At 51.2% G+C, this 22,691-nt stretch carries 12 protein-coding genes and 3 pseudogenes; 8 read left to right on the top strand and 7 right to left on the bottom strand.

The features are described 5' to 3' along the window. Positions 1-130: 130 nt before the first annotated feature. The 5 genes from carB to DW083_RS07565 all read right to left on the bottom strand — a co-directional run bounded on the left by carB (position 131) and on the right by DW083_RS07565 (position 7,850). On the bottom strand, positions 131-3,400 hold the full coding sequence (gene carB, locus DW083_RS07585; protein WP_122331975.1) for a carbamoyl-phosphate synthase (glutamine-hydrolyzing) large subunit: 3,270 nt from the start codon (positions 3,398-3,400) through the stop codon (positions 131-133). 29 nt (positions 3,401-3,429) lie between these two features. Then, the gene (carA, locus tag DW083_RS07580) at positions 3,430-4,596 is read right to left on the bottom strand and encodes a glutamine-hydrolyzing carbamoyl-phosphate synthase small subunit (RefSeq protein WP_122331974.1); all 1,167 of its coding nucleotides are present in this window, start codon (positions 4,594-4,596) and stop codon (positions 3,430-3,432) included. Between the two features lie 7 nt (positions 4,597-4,603). Continuing rightward, positions 4,604-6,490: an amidophosphoribosyltransferase gene (locus tag DW083_RS07575; protein ID WP_122331973.1), complete on the bottom strand. Its 1,887-nt coding sequence runs from the start codon at positions 6,488-6,490 to the stop codon at positions 4,604-4,606. Positions 6,491-6,772: 282 nt separating this feature from the next. Continuing rightward, entirely contained in the window at positions 6,773-7,282 is a 510-nt protein-coding gene (locus DW083_RS07570) for a GNAT family N-acetyltransferase (protein WP_115499795.1), read from the bottom strand. Between the two features lie 7 nt (positions 7,283-7,289). Next, positions 7,290-7,850: a flavin reductase family protein gene (locus tag DW083_RS07565; protein ID WP_122331972.1), complete on the bottom strand. Its 561-nt coding sequence runs from the start codon at positions 7,848-7,850 to the stop codon at positions 7,290-7,292. Positions 7,851-8,693: 843 nt separating this feature from the next. Between DW083_RS07565 and DW083_RS07560 the strand changes: the two are divergent. Both DW083_RS07560 and DW083_RS07555 read left to right on the top strand, forming a co-directional pair. Beyond that, positions 8,694-9,712, top strand: a pseudogene (locus DW083_RS07560) (alpha/beta hydrolase). A 142-nt stretch (positions 9,713-9,854) separates the two neighbouring features. After that, positions 9,855-11,399: a HAMP domain-containing sensor histidine kinase gene (locus tag DW083_RS07555; protein WP_122331971.1), complete on the top strand. Its 1,545-nt coding sequence runs from the start codon at positions 9,855-9,857 to the stop codon at positions 11,397-11,399. On the opposite strand, the pseudogene DW083_RS07550 reads toward DW083_RS07555, so the two are convergent. Beyond that, positions 11,377-11,634: pseudogene (locus DW083_RS07550) on the bottom strand (hypothetical protein); the annotation flags it as partial. The gene DW083_RS07555 and the pseudogene DW083_RS07550 overlap by 23 nt on opposite strands. Before the next feature lie 282 nt (positions 11,635-11,916). On the opposite strand from DW083_RS07550, the gene gltB reads away from it, so the two are divergent. The 5 genes from gltB to DW083_RS07525 all read left to right on the top strand — a co-directional run bounded on the left by gltB (position 11,917) and on the right by DW083_RS07525 (position 20,464). Beyond that, on the top strand, positions 11,917-16,506 hold the full coding sequence (gene gltB / locus DW083_RS07545) for a glutamate synthase large subunit (RefSeq protein ID WP_199659154.1): 4,590 nt from the start codon (positions 11,917-11,919) through the stop codon (positions 16,504-16,506). A 64-nt stretch (positions 16,507-16,570) separates the two neighbouring features. Next, positions 16,571-17,998: a glutamate synthase subunit beta gene (locus DW083_RS07540; protein WP_122331969.1), complete on the top strand. Its 1,428-nt coding sequence runs from the start codon at positions 16,571-16,573 to the stop codon at positions 17,996-17,998. A gap of 33 nt (positions 17,999-18,031) precedes the next feature. Continuing rightward, the gene (asnB, locus tag DW083_RS07535; RefSeq protein WP_122331968.1) at positions 18,032-19,696 is read left to right on the top strand and encodes an asparagine synthase B; all 1,665 of its coding nucleotides are present in this window, start codon (positions 18,032-18,034) and stop codon (positions 19,694-19,696) included. Between the two features lie 83 nt (positions 19,697-19,779). After that, positions 19,780-20,073 carry a nucleotidyltransferase family protein gene (locus DW083_RS07530; protein ID WP_122331967.1) on the top strand — a complete coding sequence of 98 codons (294 nt, stop codon included), beginning with the start codon at positions 19,780-19,782 and terminating at the stop codon, positions 20,071-20,073. Continuing rightward, positions 20,066-20,464 (top strand): DUF86 domain-containing protein, encoded by a 399-nt coding sequence (locus DW083_RS07525; RefSeq protein ID WP_122331966.1) that lies wholly within the window; start codon positions 20,066-20,068, stop codon positions 20,462-20,464. The genes DW083_RS07530 and DW083_RS07525 overlap by 8 nt, the downstream gene beginning before the upstream one ends. Here the strand turns inward: DW083_RS07525 and DW083_RS07520 are convergent. Then, positions 20,436-20,773, bottom strand: a pseudogene (locus tag DW083_RS07520) (cupin domain-containing protein). The gene DW083_RS07525 and the pseudogene DW083_RS07520 sit on opposite strands and share 29 nt — an antisense overlap. A gap of 107 nt (positions 20,774-20,880) precedes the next feature. Between DW083_RS07520 and DW083_RS07515 the strand changes: the two are divergent. Beyond that, on the top strand, positions 20,881-22,521 hold the full coding sequence (locus DW083_RS07515; RefSeq protein WP_122331965.1) for a family 78 glycoside hydrolase catalytic domain: 1,641 nt from the start codon (positions 20,881-20,883) through the stop codon (positions 22,519-22,521). Positions 22,522-22,691: the final 170 nt, after the last annotated feature.

The following is a 22,691-nucleotide window of genomic DNA, read 5'->3' as shown; positions in this document are numbered from 1 at the left end:
GCGAAGCGGCAGGAGCCTGCGCTGTCTGAGCGAAGCGAGTTTCGCAGGCGACAGCGTAGCCTTTGCCCGGAGTAGCCCGAACGGTTAAGCCTTGATCTTGTTGTACTTTTGGATCAAGCCAAAAGTAACGTTATTTATACTCTTGCCAACTCTTAATCTGTATATCATCCAGACTCAGCGTGCAGAACGCCTCGATAAAAGCGCTTGCCAAGCGGGCATTCGTGATCAGCGGGATGTTCAGGTCGATAGCGGCACGGCGGATTTTATAGCCGTTGTCCAGCTCGCCGGCCGAGAGGTCGCGCGGGATGTTGACAACCATGTCGATCTTCTTTTCGTGCAGCATGTCGAGTGCCTGCGGTTGTTTGTCCGCTTCGCTCGGCCAGAACACCTGCGTGTTAGAGATGCCGTTCTCTTCGAGGAAGCGGTGTGTGCCGCCTGTCGCGTAAAGGGTGTAGCCTTTTTCGGCCAACATCCGGGCAGCGTCCAGCATGGCCACTTTCTGTTTCGGTGTTCCGGTAGAGAGCAGGATACTCTTTTCCGGAATGCGGAGACCGACGGAAAGCATACTCTTCAGGACTGCTTCGGAGAGGTCATCGCCGATACAGCCTACTTCGCCCGTCGAAGCCATATCGACACCCAGAACCGGGTCGGCCTTCTGCAAGCGGTTGAAGGAGAACTGGGAGGCCTTGATGCCCACATAATCCAGGTCGAACTCATTCTTGCTCGGTTTTTCGACAGGCAGGCCCAGCATGATACGGGTAGCCAGTTCGATCAGGTTTATCTTCAACACCTTGCTCACAAACGGGAAGGAGCGACTCGCACGGAGGTTACACTCGATCACCTTTATTTCGTTACCTTTAGCCAGATACTGGATATTGAACGGACCGGAGATGTTCAACTCTTTCGCAATCTGACGGCTGATCCGTTTGATACGGCGCACGGTTTCGACATACAGCTTCTGCGACGGGAACTGGATAGTCGCATCACCCGAGTGCACCCCGGCAAACTCGATATGCTCGGAGATCGCATACATCACGATCTCGCCCTTATCGGCCACCGCATCCATTTCCACCTCTTTAGCATGTTCGATAAACTGGCTGACCACGACCGGATGTTTCTTCGACACGTTAGCCGCCAGTTGCAGGAAGCGTTCCAACTCTTCCTGATTGGAGCAGACGTTCATCGCCGCACCGCTCAGCACGTAGCTCGGACGAACCAAAACCGGGAAACCTACTTCGGCCACAAAGTCGTTGATATCGTCCATCGAGGAAAGCTCTTTCCAGCGCGGCTGGTCCACACCGATGCGGTCCAGCATGGCGGAGAACTTCTCACGGTCTTCGGCATTGTCGATGCTCTTGGCCGACGTCCCTAAAATGTTGACATACTGCTCGTCGAGACGCATAGCCAGGTTATTCGGAATCTGGCCGCCCGTAGAGACGATCACGCCGTGCGGATTCTCCAGTTCGAGGATATCCATGACACGCTCGAAGGTCAGCTCGTCGAAATAAAGGCGGTCGCACATATCGTAGTCGGTCGAAACCGTTTCAGGATTATAGTTGATCATCACCGAACGCCAGCCCTCCTTGCGGATCGTGTTCAGCGCCTGCACGCCACACCAGTCGAACTCTACCGAGCTGCCGATACGGTAAGCACCCGACCCTAAGACGACAATGGAACGGTGGTCGCCTACATACTGGACATCGTTTTCCGTCCCGCTGTAGGTCAGATACAGATAGTTGGTCTGTGCCGGATATTCGGCTGCCAGCGTATCGATCTGCTTCACCACCGGAACAATGCCATGCGCCTTACGGAACTGGCGAACCAGCATCATGCCCTTCTCGATATCTTCTTCGAGGCCGAAAGCGCGGGCAATCTGGAAGTCGGAGAATCCCTGCTGCTTCGCCATGCGAAGCAATGGACAATGGACAATGGACAATGGACAATTAGAGTCCTTCTCTTCTTTCTTAATTGTCAATTGTCCATTGTCAATTGTCAATTTGTGAAGCTCCTTGGAGGTCTGCATGATGCCATAAAGCTTTTGCAGGAACCAGCGGTCTATCTTGGTCAGTTCATGTATCTGGTCGACCGTATATCCGGCGCGGAACGCTTTGGAGATAGCGAAGACACGCCGGTCGGTCGGCTCGTGAAGCGCCTTGTCGATGTCTTCAATCACTAACTCTTTGTTTTCCACGAAACCGTGCATACCCTGCCCGATCATACGCAGGCCTTTCTGGATAGCCTCTTCGAAGGTACGACCGATAGCCATTACCTCGCCGACGGATTTCATGCTCGAGCCTAATTCACGGGCTACGCCGTGGAACTTGCCTAAGTCCCAGCGCGGAATCTTGCAAACTACGTAGTCGAGAGCTGGTTCGAAGAATGCACTCGTCGTCTTCGTCACCGAGTTCTTCAGGTCGAACAGGCCGTAACCTAACCCTAACTTGGCAGCGACAAAGGCAAGCGGATAACCTGTCGCTTTCGATGCTAATGCGGAAGAACGGCTCAGGCGGGCGTTCACCTCGATCACGCGGTAGTCCTCGCTTTCGGGGTCGAAAGCATACTGCACGTTACATTCACCCACGATACCGATATGGCGGATGATGCGGATAGCTAACTCGCGCAGTTTATGATATTCGCTGTTGGTCAGCGTTTGCGACGGGGCGATGACGATACTTTCACCGGTATGGATGCCTAACGGGTCGAAGTTTTCCATATTACAAACCGTGATACAGTTGTCGAAACGGTCGCGTACCACTTCATACTCCACTTCCTTCCAACCTTTCAGGCTCTTCTCGACCAACACCTGGGGCGAGAAAGAGAAGGCTTTTTCAACCAGCACATCCAGTTCCGCCTCGTTGTCGCAGAAGCCGGAACCCAGACCGCCCAGCGCGTATGCAGCGCGGACAATCACCGGATAGCCCAACTCGGCTGCTGCACGACGGGCATCCGCCGCATTCTCCACCGCCTCGCTCTTGATGGTCTTCACGCCAATCTCGTCGAGCTTGTGGACAAACAACTCACGGTCTTCCGTGTCCATAATGGCCTGCACCGGAGTACCGAGCACACGGACGTTATATTTTTCCAACACGCCACTCTGGTAGAGCGCAACGCCGCAGTTCAACGCCGTCTGTCCGCCGAACGCTAACAGGATACCTTCGGGACGTTCCTTGGCAATCACCTTCTCGACGAAGAACGGGGTGACGGGCAGGAAATAGACCGTGTCTGCCACGCCTTCCGAGGTCTGCACCGTCGCGATGTTCGGGTTGATAAGCACTGTCTCGATGCCTTCTTCCTTAATGGCCTTCAACGCCTGGCTGCCTGAATAATCAAACTCGCCCGCTTCCCCTATCTTGAGGGCTCCGGAACCGAGTACCAGGACTTTCTTTATATCTTCTTTCATTGTTATTCGTATTAATCTTAAAAATCAGGTTAAAGCAACGCTACAAACTTATCGAAGATGAACTCCGTATCCGTCGGTCCGCTGCATGCTTCGGGGTGGAACTGGGAAGAGAAGAAAGGCTTCGTCTTATGCTTGATACCTTCGTTCGTCCCGTCGTTCATATTGATAAAGAGCGGCTCCCAGTCTGCGCCCAATGTATCGTTGTCTACAGCATAACCATGATTCTGGCTGGTGATGAAGCACTTCTCCGTCCCGACCATGCGCACCGGCTGGTTATGGCTGCGATGACCGTATTTCAGTTTATAGATAGAGGCGCCGCCTGCTTTGGCAAGCAACTGGTTTCCCATGCAGATGCCGCAGATCGGTTTGTCTCCGGCAAGTGCCTTGCGGATATGCTGGACAGCCACATCGCAGGTATCCGGGTCGCCGGGACCGTTCGAGATGAAAAGCCCGTCGTATTCCAGCGTATTGAAGTCGTAGTCCCAAGGGACGCGAACAACAGTCACATTCCGTTTCAGCAGGCAGCGTATGATATTCGCTTTCACGCCACAGTCAAGAAGCACAACGCGCTTTAGTTGAGAGTTGAAAGGTGAAAGTTGAAAGTTATCAGAGCCTATAGGGTAAGTGGTAGAGGTGCCGTCGGGCCGGTAGACGATGATATCTTTGCAAGAAACACGGTCGACGTAGTTGATGCTTCCGTAATCCGGCATTTCACTTTCATCTTTCACCTTTCCACTTTCCACTTCGTTATCGGCATCGCTGATAACGATGCGTCCCATCATTACCCCATGCTCGCGTATCTTTTTTGTCAATGCACGGGTGTCTATGCCCGTAATTCCGGGAATCATTTCCCGCTTCAGCCAGTCACTCAGGCTTTCCACAGCATTCCAGTGGCTATATTCTTCGCTATAGTCACTCACAATAATTGCCTCCGCATGGATTTTCTCACTTTCCATAAACGTAGGCAGATCATTCTCTTCGATAGAGAAAGGAGGTACTCCGTAGTTTCCGACCAACGGATAGGTCAGCACCATCAACTGACCGGCGTACGAAGGATCGGTAAGGCTTTCCGGATAACCGGTCATGGCAGTATTGAACACCACTTCGCCGGCTACCGCCTTATCGTAACCAAAAGAGAAGCCGTGGAACTCGCTTCCGTCATCCAAAACCAATGTCGCTGTTTTTCTAACTTGCATATTTCTTTTAATTGACTAAATATTCTTCTTCCATATAATGAATAAACGCTTCGTTCACCATGCGCGTGCCGCCCGGTGTCGGATAATCTCCCGAGAAATACCAGTCTCCCGGATGATTCGGGCAAGATGCGTGCAGGCCTTCGAGCGTCTGGTAGACGATCTCCACTTTCGCCCGTGTACCGGCCGGAGTAAGCAGTTCCACCATCTTGGCGGAAATCTCTTCGTCGGTGAAAGGCGCATATATTTCCTTGACATAATTCACAATCGTTCCGTCCTGCCCGGCCTGTTGCTTCTTCGCCTTGCGGTAGGCATCCAGCAGAATGTTTTCCATACCCCGGTCTTTCAGCAGGGCAACAGCAGCCTTGAAAGCGATGAACTCGTTCATACGCGACATGTCGATGCCGTAATAGTCCGGATAACGCACCTGCGGCGAGGACGAGACAATCACGATTTTCTTCGGATGCAGACGATCCAGGATTCCGATGATACTTTGCCGGAGGGTCGTCCCGCGCACAATACTGTCGTCTATCACGACCAGGTTGTCCACATCGGGCACGATGCTGCCGTAAGTAATATCATACACATGGGTTGCCAAATCGTTGCGGCTGTTGCCTTCGGCGATAAAAGTACGCAATTTTATATCCTTAATCGCCACTTTCTCGCACCGGACGCGCATGGAAAGTATCTGTTCCAGTTCTTTTTCCAGCAACAGGTGGCTGCGGTCGGCGATCCATTCCTTCTTGACCTTGTTCAGGTATTCGTTCAATCCCTCCTGCATACCGAAATAGGCCACCTCGGCCGTGTTGGGGATGAAAGAGAAGACAGTATGGTTCAGATCGTTGTCCACCGATTTCAGAATGGCCGGAACCAGGTTTTCACCCAAGCGTTTGCGCTCTTTGTAAATATCCACATCGCTACCCCGGGAGAAGTAGATGCGCTCAAACGAGCAGGCTTTATTCTCTTTCGGCTCCACGATCTGCGACGTGCGCCATTCGCCTTTCTTGTTGATAAAGAGGGCTTCTCCCCTTTGCAGTTCGCGGATATCTTCCGCATGTACGTTCATGGCTGTCTGGATAACCGGACGCTCACTGGCCAGAATCACAATCTCGTCGTCGGCATAATAGAAAGCCGGACGGATGCCCCAGGGATCGCGAACGCTGAAGGACTCCCCGCTTCCGGTCAGCCCGCAGATCACGTAACCGCCGTCCCACTGCGGTGCGCAACGTTTCAGGACATTCGCCAGATCCACATTCGCCTCGATTGCGTTTGTAATATCCATGCCCGTCAATCCCTCGGCCTCGTATTTCTGATACAGACGTTCTACCTCGCGATCCAGGCGGTGTCCCACCTGCTCGAGCATGATAAAGGTGTCGGCATAGGCGCGCGGGTGCTGACCGATGGCTGTTATCTCTTCGAAAATATGTTGAACGTTGGTAAGATTGAAATTACCGCAAAGAGCGAGGTTCTTGGCTCTCCAGTTGTTGCGGCGTAAAAAAGGATGGACGTAGGAAATACCGGATTTACCGGTTGTACTGTAACGCAGGTGTCCCATATAAAGTTCTCCTGCAAAAGGAAGGTCTGTCTTAGCAAAAAACGGATCGTTCAGCTTACCGGGTGGTAAATCTTTGTAATGTTGATGAACGTCAGCGAATATTTCGGTAATAGCTCCGGTTCCTAATGCTCTTTCCCGAAACATATATTCTTCACCGGGGCTGGCTTCTAACTTAACGCAGGCTAAACCGGCTCCCTCCTGACCGCGGTTATGCTGCTTTTCCATCAACAAATAGAGCTTATTGAGCCCATACATCCAGGTACCATACTTCTGATGATAATATTCCAAAGGCTTTAGTAACCGGACCATGGCGACTCCACACTCGTGTTTAAGTACTTCCATTTGGTTCTAACTTGTTTTTATTTTGCGTGCAAAGATACTTACATTATATTACATATTATTCATACAATCGCAATTTATTTGACACATTAATAGAAATAATCATTTTATCCGCCATTTAGTTAAATTATTATATAAAACGATGCCGTTTCGGCAAACCTTTCAAAAACAAAGGAAAAGCCCTTTTCGTCCTTACAATCCGTGCAAAAGGAAAGGGCTTTTATTATATAATCATAATCAGGACGAATTTGTTCAGACGTATCCGTCCGACCAGATGCAGATAGTTCACTTTTTCTTATAAACGAAATGCGGCATATCCACACCCCGATAGTGCTTGACGAAAGTTGCGACTTTCTCCATCCCGTTACGTTGTGCCACTTTTTGGGAAGCGATATTCGTATCCCGGATGATAGAATAAACTTCGTTGAAACCAAGCGCATGAAAGGCATATTCCCGGCAAGCGATAGCCGCTTCGGTGGCAAAGCCTTTATGCCAAAACTCTTTCCGGAACAGATAGCCGACTTCGGCAATTTGTTTTCCGTCAAATTCTTGATAAGTAATGCCGCATTGCCCGATCAATTCGTTACTGCTTTTCTCCACCACGCCCCATAAGCCGAAACCGTCATGCCGATAGCGCCTGAACTGTTTATCCAGCCACTCCTGTACTTCCTGATCGCTGAAGGGCCCTTCGTAAGCGTACATAACTTCACTATCCTGTAACAACTTGCATACCTCATCAAAATCGTCCTGTACCAGCGTTCTCAATATTAACCGCTCAGTTTCCAGTATCTTCATTTTACATTTACCTTAATGCCACTCCATCCTTGAATGCATTCCCTACTTTTTCACCGATTACAAGATAGTCGTTATGTACCGGATCAAAAGTGATAGGACGTAGCTTGGCTGGATCGATCTTACCTTTTTCATCCAACACAGATTCATCCGCCGAAACATTGATGATGCGGCCCACAAGGTGGCAGGTTTCGGAATCATACGATATGAGTTCACACTCAATGGCCATCGGCAGTTCGTCAATGAGCGGAGCATTTACAAATTCGGACTTCGTAGCATGAAAACCGGCTTTGGCAAACTTATCCGGCTCTTTGTTTCCGGAAACAATACCTACATAATCACAGGCAGCCAATTGTTCTACCGTACCCATACTCACAGTGAAAGCTTTTGTAGCAAGCAGATTTTTCACGGTCTTGTGACCGGCACTCAGGCACAGGTTTATCTGGTCATCCAAGTCAATACCTCCCCATGCGGCATTCATGGCATCAGGCGTTCCTTCCTCATCATAAGTCGCAACGATAAACACGGGTTGAGGATAGCTCCACGGTTTTGCTCCAAAATTCTTTCTCATCTTGATTATTTTTTAATTCTATAAATATGATTAGTTACAAAAATAGCGATTCTAATCCATATATAAAACAGATAGGCATAGTCAGATTCAAAGTCCATTTCTAAATAATAATTGTTCAAGAGGGGGGCTTATTGTATAAAACGTATTTTCCAGGCTCAAAAGGCATCCAAAATTAAACAAATGTTAATCCACTTTTTCGGCGTCAAAAAGGGACTTTTTCCTCTTTTTTGAGCGTTTCCAGCCATTACGACCGTCCTCTTTGCCATCGCGACCGTGCTAATGTGTAGTGCACTCGGCACCTCGCGAAGATTAGCACGGTCGTAATGGCGATTTGGACGGTCGTAATTGAAAAGAGGACCGTCTAAAGGGCAAAAAAGCACCTGAATTTCCTTGCGATATTTGGAACGCCGTCCGTTTTATTTTCAAATATTCGATTCTCCGGGAGTTAAGCTTTATCACTTTGTCGGTCTTTCCGGTTTCCGGTAATCAAATTGTACGCTTTTTGGAATGAGCTCGGCACCTCTTTTTATAGAGTGTCAACCGGAAGGGTTAAAACCGTGAAAAAAGTCAGTTCAAAATCGATCAAGATTTCGGATGAAATAGAAAAACGGCCTCAAAAGGGGGTTATTGTATATCTTGACAATTTATCCATCGTATTATGAATACAAAATCGACACCGTCGTGCGTTGAAAATCTGTAAAATTGGTAGTTCAATCCGTAATTTGTCTAACGCCGGAACAGTTGAGCTGCACTACCTTTGTTCACATCATTAATTAAAGAATAAACGACATGAGGAAGATACAAACAATCGCTATTCTGATGTTCCTGACGTTTACGAATGTCATGGCGTCGGGAATAATTACGGTACATAACATAAAATCAACAGATATGGATACATTGGAATTAACGCAGAAATGGGACAAGACATTCCCGCAGAGTGACAAAGTGGAACATTCGAAAATTACGTTTCACAACCGCTACGGCATTACGCTTGCCGCAGACCTGTATAAACCGAAAAATACGCAAGGACATCTGGCGGCCATCGCAGTCAGCGGCCCTTACGGAGCAGTAAAAGAGCAGGTGTCGGGCCGCTACGCCCAAACCCTTGCCGAGCGTGGTTTTCTGACCCTTGCATTCGACCCTTCGTTCTATGGAGAGAGCGGCGGTACACCCCGTTACCTGACCTCACCCGAAATCAGCACGGAAGATTTCAGTGCGGCAGTCGATTACCTGATTACCCGCAATGATGTAGATCCACAGCATATCGGCATCCTTGGTATCTGCGGATGGGGAGGATTCGCTCTCAATGCTGCGGCCAACGACCCGCGCATCAAGCTACGGTAACATCCACCATGTACGACATGAGCCGCGTGAATGCCAACGGATATTTCGATGCCATGAGTGCAGACGACCGATACAAGCTGCGCGAACAGCTCAATGCCCAGCGCACCGAAGATTATCGCAACGACAGTTACGAGCTCAACGGCGGTGTGGTCGATCCTGTTCCCGAAGATGCCCCGCTCTTTGTCCGTCAATACCACGACTATTATAAAACTGCAAGAGGCTATCATCGTCGTTCGCCCAACTCCAACAAAGGAATCAGCAATATCAGTTCCTTAGCGTTCATCAATATGCCGCTCCTCTCCTATATCAGTGAAATACGCAGCGCTGTCCTGATGATACACGGAGCCGAAGCCCATTCTCGCTATTTCAGCGAAGATGCCTACAAACGATTGACGGGCGACAATAAAGAGCTTCTGATTATCCCCGGAGCCAATCACGTCGATCTGTACGACAACCTCGATGTGATACCTTTCGACAAGATAGACGGGTTCTTCAAGAAAGCCCTGAAAGAAAAATAAATCCTGAACTTCTGAACAAAACACATCGAGCCCCGCAGTAAATACGCTGCGGGGCTTTGCTTTTATATTTCAAAAATCATTTGCTTTTCATGCCTTTATAATCAAAGAATGTATATATTTGCCTAACGTTAAAATTTCACTTATGAGAATTTCATACATTATTATCACCCTCATGATCAGTTTTTGTGCTACCCCTCAGGCACAAAACAAAGCGGAAGAATGGATGCAACAAGCACAAAGTAGTCTGGAAAAGAAGGACTATACGAAAGCCCGCTATCTTTTTATCCAAGCCTATAAAGGGTTGGCAAATGAAGGCAAGTACACACAAGCAGTCGAATGCGGGACACAAGCCGCTTCCCTCTATTACAGGGAAAACTACTATCAGGAAGCATTCGATCTTTGCCGGCAGATGAGCCAGATAGTGGCAAACGAAGAGCAGGCCGGACAAAAAAAGCTCTATGACCTGCGCTTCCTGATCACAAAAGAACGCCTGCAAATGTATATCAAGCTGAGAAATGCGGCGCAAGCACAACTCCAGTTAAACACGTTGGACAACTTGACCAGTGAATCCGGCAGCCCCGGGCTGTCCGAAAACCTGTTGTACACAAAAGCGGACTATTATTATACCTTCGGGCAGAACGCCGAGGGGGACGCCGCATTCAATAAACTCATCAGCCAGTACCGGGAGAAGAAGGAATACGGAAAAGTCAGCGAATGCTATAAAAACCTGATCTCGATTGCACGCAAAAGCAACAACATCCCGCTGATGGAGCAGACATACGAAAAATATATGGTATGGACCGACTCGGTAAAAGCGCTTACTGCCGAAGACGAATTGGGCGCCCTGCAACAGAAATACGACGACAGCCTGCAAACCATACAGGAAAAAGACGGCAAGTTAGCCAGTAAACAATATATAATTGCCGGACTTTGTACACTCGCAGCCATTCTGATTGCGGCACTGGCATTCCTGGCATTCCTGGTTTTGCGTTTCGTCATCCTCAACAGGAAACTCAAAAAGATTATCCATACGATCACCGAGCACAGCGAACAGCAGACCGGATTTATCCAAAGCATCTCGGCCCAGATGGCACCGACGCTAAATAAAATGAACGAATCCGTAGCCGGATTACAGCCAGCCGACTCCGGACAGGCAAAAGCCATACAGACCCGTATCGACGCCCTGAAACAGTTCGGGGTCCATATACAGGAACTTTCCGCCCTCGAAAACTCGATGCTGGAAACATACGAGGTACAATCTTTCAGTGTCAGCACTTTCTGCAAGAAGGTGATGGAAAAGGTAAAAGAAGATATACGCCCTGAAGTAGAAGTCGTAACGGATATTCCTCAGATCGAAATAAAAACCAATGCCGAACAGTTGGAACGTATCCTGCTTCATCTCTTGAAAAACGCGGCTATCTACACGACATCAGGTAAAATCAAGCTCGAATTTAAGAAAAAAGGAGCGCATATCTGCCAGTTCATCGTCACCGATAACGGCCCGGGCATCCCTGCCGAAAAACAGGAAAGCCTCTTCAAGCCTTTCTCTGAAATCAAAGACCTGGCTGACGGTGACGGATTAGGACTGCCACTCTGCTCCCTGATTGCCGGCAAGATGAACGGCACGCTTTCCATAGATGCCGAATATAAAAAGGGATGCCGTTTTATTCTGGTGTTACAGGTGTAGAATCCATTCTTTCTTTTATTTTTTTCCAGGCATGCGTATCGAACAGGCAACTACTCCTCATCGTATCATACATTTTCCGGAACCGGGACATCGGTATCATAAAACTGAGAATATCCGGTTCAAAATAGGGACGTACGGAGGGATCGAAGAAGCCGATAAAGGTACGCCTGCCTCCTCTTGCATTTTCAATAACCGCTTGTGTGACGACAGCACAGCAACCGGAACCGAACAAGGAAGTATATCCATAATGCTGATAGATTGATTAGTTTCCCCAAATATACGAAAAACAGAATAAACAGCCTAACACATCTTTCACTTTTAAAGAAAATAACAAGAATACTGTTACAATTTATCACCTAAACGCAAAATTTACTTTCAATCAGAAAGCAGACAGCTTTCCAATCCAAAAAGACTTTCTTAAAACTTACTTACGCGTATTACATTTTGAAACAAACACCTATCTTTGTCAAACATTTTGACAGACAAAACAAGTATTACACAAACATAAGGTCAACAAATGATGAAAGAAAGAAGCCATTTGAACAACAAGCAAGGATTATACGACCCTGCCAACGAACATGACGCTTGCGGCGTAGGGCTGGTCGTTAATATCCACGGTGGTAAATCGCATGACATTATCGAGTCTGCCCTTAAGGTATTAGAAAACATGCGGCACCGCGGTGCAGAGGGTGCAGATAACAAGACCGGTGACGGTGCAGGTATTCTGCTGCAAATCCCTCACGAATTTATCTTATTACAAGGTATTCCCGTACCCGAAAAGGGCAAGTACGGAACAGGACTGGTCTTCTTTCCGAAAGACGAAGCACAGCGGTCTTCGATCCTGAGTATCATGATCGAGGAGATCGAGAAGGAAGGACTTACCTTGATGCACCTCCGCAAAGTTCCCGTCAACACGGACATCCTGGGAAAAGATGCACAGGAGACGGAGCCGGACATCAAACAGGTGTTCATCACCGGATGCGACGACCAGGAAGCATTGGAACTTAAACTCTACATCATCCGCAAACGGATCGAGAAACGGGTGGCGGATTCCGACATCCCCGGTAAGAAGGATTTCTATGTAGCATCACTCTCCACAAAAAGCATTATATATAAAGGTATGCTGGAGTCGATGCAACTGCGTCACTACTTCCCGGACCTGACCAATCATTACCTGACAAGCGGACTGGCACTGGTACACTCCCGCTTCAGCACGAATACATTCCCGACGTGGAGCCTCGCACAGCCGTTCCGGTTGTTGGCACACAATGGAGAGATCAACACGATACGCGGTAACAGAGGTTGGATGGAAGCGCGGGAAAGCGTTCTTTCTTCCCCCCGCATCCCGAATATCGACGAGATACGCCCGATCATCCAGCCTGGCATGAGCGACAGTGCCTCATTGGACAATGTGCTGGAATTTTTCGTGGCTTCCGGTATGAGCCTGCCGCATGCGATGGCAATGCTGGTTCCAGAGAGCTTCAACGAGAAGAACCCGATATCGGAAGACCTGAAAGCCTTCTACGAATACCATTCTATCCTGATGGAACCCTGGGACGGTCCCGCCGCCCTGCTTTTCAGTGACGGACGGTATGCCGGCGGAATGCTCGACCGTAACGGCCTGCGCCCCGCACGCTACCTGATTACCAAGAACGGCATGATGGTCGTAGCATCCGAAGTGGGTGTCATGGACTTCGAACCGGGAGAGATACAGGAAAAAGGACGCCTGCAACCGGGTAAGATCCTGCTGGTCGACACCGAAGAGGGCAAGATCTATTATGACGGCGAATTGAAAAAGCAACTCGCCGACGCACAGCCTTACCGCGTCTGGTTAGCAAACAACCGCGTGGAACTGGATGAACTGAAGTCCGGCCGCCGCGTGCCGCATACGGTTCCGGAATACGACAAGATGCTACGCACGTTCGGCTACAGCCGCGAGGACATCGAGCGGATCATCACCCCGATGTGTACAGGCAGTGCCGAACCGGTCGGCTCGATGGGTAACGACACGCCGTTGGCTGTCCTCTCCGACCGCCCGCAGATCCTCTTCAACTACTTCCGCCAGCAGTTCGCACAGGTGACGAACCCGCCGATCGACCCGCTCCGCGAAGAGTTGGTGATGAGCCTGACGGAATATATCGGCGCCGTAGGAAGCAATATCCTGACTCCGGACGAGGCCCATTGCAAAATGGTCTGCCTCCCCCATCCGATACTGACAAACACACAATTGGATATTCTTTGCAATATCCGCTATAAAGGCTTCAAGTCCGTCAAGCTCCCGATGCTGTTCGAAACAGCGCAGGGCAGTGAAGGATTGAAAGCCGCCCTGGACCAACTCTGTAAACAGGCCGAACAGTCGGTCACTGACGGCGTAAACTACATCATCCTGAGCGACAAGAATGTGGATGCGACACATGCGCCCATTCCCTCGCTCTTGGCCGTCAGCGCCGTACACCACCACCTAATATCCGTCCAGAAGCGCGTCCAGACGGCTCTTGTCGTAGAGACCGGCGAGATGCGCGAGGTGATGCACGCCGCCCTGCTGTTAGGCTACGGGGCAAGTGCGATCAACCCCTATATGTCGTTCGCCATCCTAAAAGACATGGTCGACCGGCAGGAGATACAGCTCAACTATGAAATGGCCCGCAAGAACTATATCAAAGCGCTCTGCAAAGGCCTGTTCAAAGTGATCAGCAAAATGGGTATCAGCACGATCCGCAGCTATCGCGGAGCCAAACTGTTCGAAGCGATCGGCCTCTCTAACGAGTTAGTGAACACCTACTTCGGCGGGACGGCCAGCAGCGTAGGCGGTATCCGCCTGCAGGAAATCGCCGCCGACGCGATCGCCCTGCACCATCAGGCCTTCGGCGACACGGTGGACACGATACTCGAACACAAAGGTATCTACAGCTACCGCAAAGACGGCGAGAAGCACGCCTGGAACCCGGAGACCATCTCCGCCCTCCAACTCTCCACCCGCCTGGGCAGCTACAAGAAGTTTAAAGAATACACACACCTGATTGACGACAAGGAAGCCCCGATCTTCCTCCGCGACTTCCTGACTTTCCGCCGGGGCAAGTCCATTCCTCTCGACCAGGTGGAACCGGCCAGCGAAATCATGAAGCGTTTCGTCACAGGCGCCATGAGCTTCGGCTCTATCAGCAAGGAGGCGCACGAGACGATGGCAATGGCGATGAATAAGATACACGGCCGCAGCAACACCGGGGAAGGTGGTGAAGACGCCGCCCGTTTCGCCCCCCGCGAAGACGGCCTCTCGCTCCGCTCCGCCATCAAGCAGGTGGCTTCGGGACGTTTTGGCGTGACAGCCGAATACCTGGTGAATGCCGACGAAATACAGATCAAGGTTGCCCAGGGCGCCAAGCCGGGTGAAGGCGGACAGCTGCCGGGCTTCAAGGTGAACGACGTCATCGCAAAGACACGCCATTCCATTCCGGGCATCTCCCTGATCTCGCCTCCTCCCCATCACGATATTTACTCGATCGAGGACCTGGCACAACTCATCTTCGACCTGAAGAACGTTAACCCGCATGCCGAGATAAGCGTCAAGTTAGTATCCGAGAGCGGCGTCGGCACGATCGCCGCCGGTGTGGCAAAGGCAAAGGCAGACCGTATCATCATCTCCGGTGCGGAAGGCGGAACGGGGGCATCGCCCATGAGCTCGATCCGCTATGCCGGACTGCCGCCCGAACTGGGACTGAGCGAGACACAGCAGACGCTTGTCATCAACAACCTCCGCGGACAGGTCCGCCTGCAAACCGACGGACAGTTGAAGACGGGCCGCGACATCGTCCTCATGGCCATGCTCGGAGCCGAAGAATACGGCTTCGCCACCTCCGCCCTGATCGTACTGGGTTGCGTCATGATGCGCAAATGCCACATGAATACCTGCCCGGTAGGTGTCGCCACGCAAAACGAGGAACTGCGCAAACGTTTCCACGGCCGCTATGAATACCTCGTGAACTTCTTCACCTTCCTCGCCGAAGAGGTCCGGGAATACCTGGCCGAAATGGGCTTCACGAAGCTCGACGACATCATTGGACGCACGGACTTGCTTGAGAGAAAAGGGACGCAGAGCACGCAGACGAACGCAGACTTTTTGTCTTCAAATAATAATCTGCGTCCGTCTGCGTCATCTGTGTCATCTGCGTCCGGTAAATACGCACTGTTGGATTTCTCGAAACTGCTCTATATGCCACAGCAGGCCGCCGCGAACGCGATCCGCCACACGACGGCGCAGGTACACCTGATCGACAACGTGAAGGATCGCGACATCATCCGGCACGCCATGCCTGCTATCGAGCATCAACACGAGATTTCCCTGGATTATGCCATAGCCAACACCGACCGCTCGGTAGGCGCCATGCTCTCCGGCGAAATAGCCAAACGCTATGGAAACGCCGGACTCCCGGAACATACGCTCAACATTAAGTTCAAAGGATCAGCCGGACAGAGTTTCGGCGCCTTCCTTGCGCACGGTGTCAACTTCCGCCTCGAAGGGGAAGCGAACGACTACTTAGGCAAAGGCTTGAGCGGGGGACGTATCAGTGTGATGCCTCCGGTCCGTTCGACTTTCATAGCCGAGAACAATACGATCGCCGGAAACACCGGGATGTACGGGGCGACAAGCGGCGAAGTCTATATCAACGGATGCGTGGGTGAACGCTTCTGCGTGCGTAACTCCGGCGCGATCGCTGTCGTCGAAGGGGTTGGCGACCACTGTTGCGAGTACATGACGGGCGGTCGCGTGGTCGTCCTCGGCGAAACAGGGCGCAACTTTGCCGCCGGTATGAGTGGCGGTGTGGCCTACGTCTGGAACCGTAAAGGCGACTTCGACTATTACTGTAACATGGAAATGGTCGAACTCTCGCTGATCGAAGACAGTACCACACGTAAGGAGTTGCACGAACTGATCCGCAAGCATTACCACTTCACAGGCAGCCACCTGGCAGGCAAAATGCTGGATAACTGGGATAAATACGTCGACGAATTCATCCAGGTCGTACCGATCGAATACAAGAAAGTATTGCAGGAGGAACAGATGAAGAAGCTGCAACAGAAGATCGAAGAGATGCAGCGCGATTATTGACATCCGGCGAGGACAGTCCTCGAGAGATATATACAAGATAATTCATTAAACAAAGACAACAACAATGGGAAATCCAAAAGCATTCCTCACCATACACCGGCAAGAAGCCGGCTATCGTCCCGTTCACGAACGCATCGACGATTATAGCGAAGTAGAACAAACGCTGAACAGCAGCGACCGCCGCACACAGGCTTCGCGCTGTATGGATTGCGGCGTACCTTTCTGCCACTGGGCCTGCCCGTTAGGCAACAAGCAGCCGGAATGGCAAGACCTGCTGTACCGAGGAAAATGGCGCGAAGCCTACCGCGTACTCGAACAGACGTGCGACTTCCCCGAGTTTACCGGACGTATCTGTCCCGCCCTTTGCGAGAAAAGCTGCGTGCTGAAACTCTCGTGCGACGAACCTGTCACGATCCGCGAGAACGAAGCCGCTATCGTGGAAGTCGCTTTCCGCGAAGGATTCATCCGCCCCGTACAGCCCGTCCGCAACGGCAAGCGGGTGGCGGTGATCGGCAGCGGCCCTGCCGGACTGGCGGCAGCTAACCAATTGAACCGACGCGGCTATGAAGTGACGGTCTTCGAGAAATACGAGTTACCGGGTGGCCTGCTCCGCTTCGGTATTCCGAACTTCAAGTTGGGGAAGAACATCATCGACCGCCGCATCCGCCTGATGGAACAGGAAGGGGTCGTCTTCAAAGTCAATACGCTGGTCGGCAGTGAAGTGTCGGCCAAAGAGATAGCCGCGACGTTCGATGCCGTCTGCGTCGCCATCGGAGCCGAAGTGCCCCGCGACCTGCCGATCGAAGGGCGTAACCTGAAGGGCGTCCATTTCGCCCTCGAACTGTTGTCACAGCAGAACCGCCTGTTGGAAGGCATCGCGATCCCGCCGAAGAGCGTCATCAATTGCAAAGGCAAGAAAGTCCTCGTGATCGGTGGCGGCGATACGGGTAGCGACTGTGTCGGGACAGCCAACCGCCACGGTGCGGCCAGCGTGACGCAGATCGAGATCATGCCCCAGCCTCCCGTCGGACACAATCCGGAGACGCCCTGGCCCATGTATCCGCAGGTACTGAAGACAAGCAGCAGCCACGAAGAGGGTTGCACGCGCCGTTGGAACCTCGCCTCCGTCCGCTTCATCGGCGACAAGAACATCCTGAAAGGCGTAGAGGTGGAAGAAGTGGAATGGCTGCCAGCCAAGGACGGCGGCCGCCCGGAAATGCGCAAGACCGGCCGTACGGAGGTAATCGAAGCCGACCAGGTCTTCCTCGCCATGGGCTTCGTCCATCCCGAACAGGAAGGGCTCATAAAGGAACTTTCCCTCGCCGTCGATGGTCGCAAGAACATCGCAGTCGACCCTGCTACAAACCGCGTTGCCGGCACAAACATATTCGCCTGTGGCGACGCCGTCAGCGGTGCCAGCCTCGTCGTCCGCGCCATGGCCTCCGGCCGTCAAGCCGCAAAAGCAATCAACAACTATTTAAGAGATAATTAACTTTCAATTTTCAATTATCAATTTTCAATTACCATGTGTGGCATTACAGCAATCTTCAACATCCGCAGCGGCGCCGACCAGCTCCGCCAGCAAGCCCTGAAAATGAGTAAACGCATCCGTCATCGCGGTCCCGACTGGAGCGGTATCTATCAGGGCCGGACCGCAATCCTTGCCCACGAACGCCTGTCGATCGTCGATCCCGCATCCGGCGGACAGCCGCTGAAGAGCAAAGACGGCAAATTGATCCTGACCGTAAACGGAGAAATATACAATCATCGCGAACTCCGCGAACAACTGAAAGACGAATATGAATTCCAGACGGGAAGCGACTGCGAAGTGATTCTCGCCCTCTACCGCAAGCATGGCGTGAAGTGCGTGGAAATGCTGAGCGGCATCTTCGGCTTCGCCCTCTACGACGAAGAGAACGACTGCTACCTGATCGCCCGCGACCCGATCGGCGTCATCCCCTTATATATCGGCCACGACGATGAAGGGCATCTGCTTGTCTCCTCCGAACTGAAAGGGCTCGAAGGGTTTGCCACGACATACGATCAGTTTCCTCCGGGACATTACTTCTACAGCCGTGACAAAGACTTCACCCGCTGGTATGTCCGAGACTGGTTAGAGTATAACAACATCAAGGACAATCCCGCCAGCGTACAGGAGTTGCACGACGCCCTCGAAGCCGCCGTACAACGACAGCTGATGAGTGACGTCCCCTACGGCGTCCTCCTTTCCGGCGGGTTGGATTCGTCCATTACTTCAGCTATAGCAAAAAAATATGCAGCCAAGCGCATCGAGACCGGAGGGAAAGCAGATGCGTGGTGGCCTCAACTGCACTCCTTCGCTATCGGTCTCAAGGGAGCGCCTGATCTGGTGGCAGCCAAGAAAGTGGCTGATTATATCGGCACTGTCCACCACGAGATAAACTATACGATTGAGGAAGGCCTCGACGCGATCCGCGACGTGATCTACTATATCGAAACTTACGACGTGACGACTGTCCGCGCCTCTACGCCGATGTACCTGATATCGCGTGTCATCAAATCGATGGGTATCAAAATGGTGTTGAGCGGTGAAGGGGCCGACGAAGTATTCGGTGGTTACCTCTACTTCCACAAGGCTCCGGATGCCAAGACCTTCCACGAAGAAACCGTCCGCAAGCTAAGCAAACTCTATATGTATGATTGTCTACGGGCCAACAAGAGCTTGTGTGCATGGGGAGTGGAAGGCCGTGTTCCTTTCCTGGACAAAGAGTTCTTAGATGTCGCCATGCGACTGAACCCTGATGCCAAGATGTGTCCGGGCAACGTAATCGAGAAGAAGATCCTCCGTGAAGCCTTCGCCGATATGCTTCCCCCGGAAATCGCCTGGCGGCAGAAGGAACAGTTCTCCGACGGTGTCGGCTACAACTGGATCGACACGCTGAAAAAGATCACCTCCGAAGCCGTCAGCGACGAAGAAATGGCAAACGCCGCCAAACGTTTCCCCATCAACCCGCCGCAAAACAAGGAGGAATACTACTACCGCACGATCTTCGAAGAGCATTTCCCCAGCGAAAGCGCCGCCCGCAGCGTGCCGAGCGTACCGAGCGTCGCCTGCTCCACCGCCGAAGCCCTCGCCTGGGACGCCGCCTTCCAAAACAAAAACGAACCCAGCGGCCGCGCGATAAAGGGGGTACACGAGGCGGCGTATTGATTTATTAAAAAGAGAATGGATGGCTAAAAGTTGTCCATTCTTTTTTTATATATATCTTTGCGATATACTAAAAAAGTAACAATATGAAATCGACAGCTGAATATCTGCAATTGCTACGACAATATATGAATACGCATGCCGGGCAATACGGTATCACACGAATGGGCATTTTCGGAAGTGTGGCACGTGGTGAGCAAACAGAAAATAGCGACGTTGATATCTGCTTTGAAGCCCCCGCTCCCAATTTATTTACATTCGCAAGAATTAAATACGAGCTTGAGGCATTACTCGGTAGCCCCGTTGATCTTGTCCGCCTACGCGATCGAATGGATGAATATCTGCGGCATGATATAGAGAAGGAGGCACTTTATGTATGACGATACAAGACATAAAATAAGTCATTTATTATCCCTCATCGCCCAATCGCTCGAAACAATTTGTCAACGCTGCGAAAACATCCACACAGTAAATGACTTTTTAGATTCACCTCAAGGAATGTCGTTGCTTGATGGTGTCTGTATGAAACTAATTGCTGTAGGTGAAAGCATCAAGAATCTTGACAAAATAACCGATAAAAAGCTATTGATCAATTACCCGCAAATCTCATGGCGGGAAGTTATGGGTATGAGGGACATAATCGTTCATCATTATTTTGAGATTGACGCAGACGTTATTCTCAAAACGATTCACGAAAACATCCCCCTTTTACTCGAGGTTGTCAGGCTTATGGAAAAAGACATCAAAGAAAATCTTCCCTCACCGGACTAAACGTATCGATCACCACACCAGCTTCCAGGCATTTGCAGCCATGCAAGATGCCGGGCTTCATATATACACCGTCACCGGGACGGACGGTCTTTGTCTCACCATCCGTTGTAAACTCAAAGACACCGCTCGCCACATAAGTGGCCTGTGAATGCGGATGTGTGTGCGGCATGCGACTGCTCCTGTTTCAAATTTCACTTTGACCATCATCAGATCGTCGTTATGCGCCATAATTTGCCGGACGACGCCTTCGCCGGCCGGTTCCCAAGGCATCTCTGCCTCAAACTGAAAATTGTTGCTTTCGTATTTCATGATTTTGCAATTTATCTGAAGCAAAAATAACCGTTTTTTACTACATTTGATGCATTTCATGCACATGGAATAGAAATCGCATACTAATATATTTAGACCATACAAAAATGAAGAGATTTTTTTTAATCGCAGGGCTTGCCCTCCTCACGCTGGGATCGACCAGCCTGGCGCAAAGTGCGTACTTCAGCAACAGTAAAGAATGGCTCCGGAAAGCAGAAGCCTGCAGGCCTGAGCTAAGCTATCAAACGATTTCACCCGCAAGAACTGTCCGTTCCGTGCAGGATGCAAAAGCCTTCCAGGGCTGGCGGATGGAAGATGCCGGAAGTACGGACATCCTGTTCAACGAACCCTTTAAGAAACATCCGAGTATCACGTTGGACTTCGGGAACCATTACACCGGATTTCTGACCTTCTCCATCAAGCCTTTCGGACTGGTTGCCGCCGATGCCCCTGTCCGGTTGAAATTCACGTTTGCCGAAGTACCGGGAGAATTGAATACCCCGCTCGAACCCTACAAAGGCGGGTTGGCGCGCTCCTGGGTACAGGATGAAATCGTAACGATCACGAGTGTGCCTCACGAAATGACAATCCCACGCCGCCTGTCAGGCCGGTATCTGAAAATCGAACTGTTAGGCATATCCGGCAGCTTCGACTTCGTATTTGACAAGCTGACCTTTAAGGCGCAGACGTCGGTCACCAACGAAGCGCCCGCTTTGGCCTCCACAACGGAACCGCTCATACAGGATATTTATAAAGTAGGGCTGAACACCTTGAAGGAATGTATGCAGACCGTTTATGAGGACGGGCCGAAACGCGACCGCCGCCTCTGGATCGGCGACCTCTACCTGGAAGCGTTGGCCAATGCCTATACATTCAAGAACCACGAACTGACGAAGCATTGCCTGTATCTGCTTGCCGCCTTTGCCAACGACGAAGGTTTGCTGCACGCAACGCTGTTGGAGAAACCGCAGCCCCATCCGCAATACGGCACTCATACGCTGGATTATTGCCTTATATATAATGTAGCCCTGTTGGAATACCTGAAAGAGACGGGAGATACGGAAACGGCCGCAGACCTCTGGCCCGTCGCTGTCCGCCAGATCAAATTGGCGCTCCGCCAGTTTTCACCGGATTGGATTTACGACATGGACAAGCAACCGCAGTACTGGCTGGTGTTCGACTGGAAAGACGGCTACGACCGCCAGGCATCCATGCAAGGATTAACGATCTTTGCCCTGCAACATAGCTATGAGTTGGCAAAACGATTGGGAAAGGAGAAGGAAGCCGGCGAATGGTTGACAATAGCCGGTAAGATGCAGAAAGCCGCCCGCCGGCACTTCTACGACAAGACGCTCGGCGTGATGGTCAGCGGTAAAGACCGGCAAGTGTCCTACCTGTCGCAAGTGTGGATGATCCTGTCGAACACCCTGAGCAAGAAAGAGGGAGCCAAAGCGATGGCAACTGTCATGTCGATGCCCGACGCCTGCTATCCCGGCTGCCCCTACGCCTATCATTATGTCATAGAAGCCCTCCTGCAATGCGGTATGCCGCAGGAGGCCCGCAACCTGATTACCGGCTATTGGGGAAGCATGGTCAAACGCGGCGCCGATACTTTCTGGGAAGTATATGACCCGAACAACGACTACCTTTCGCCCTACGGCTTCTTTGTCATCAACAGCTATTGCCATGCGTGGAGTTGCACGCCGGTCTACTTCATCAATAAATATCCGGAGATATTCCAGAAGTAAAAATGACCGGCGCAAGCTGCGCCGACAACTTTACACCTCGAAAGTGACCGGCGCAAGCTGCGCCGACTACTTCAAACCTCAAAAGCGACCGTCCCAAGCCGGGACGACAGCTTTACACCTCAAAAGCGACCGTCCCAAGCCGGGACGACTACTTTATACCTTAAAAGCGA

This window comes from Parabacteroides sp. AF48-14, assembly GCF_003477465.1.
GTDB classification, from domain to species: Bacteria; Bacteroidota; Bacteroidia; order Bacteroidales; family Tannerellaceae; genus Parabacteroides; species Parabacteroides acidifaciens.
Note: the sequence above shows the minus strand (reverse complement) of the source record. Positions and strands in the feature narration are given on the sequence as shown.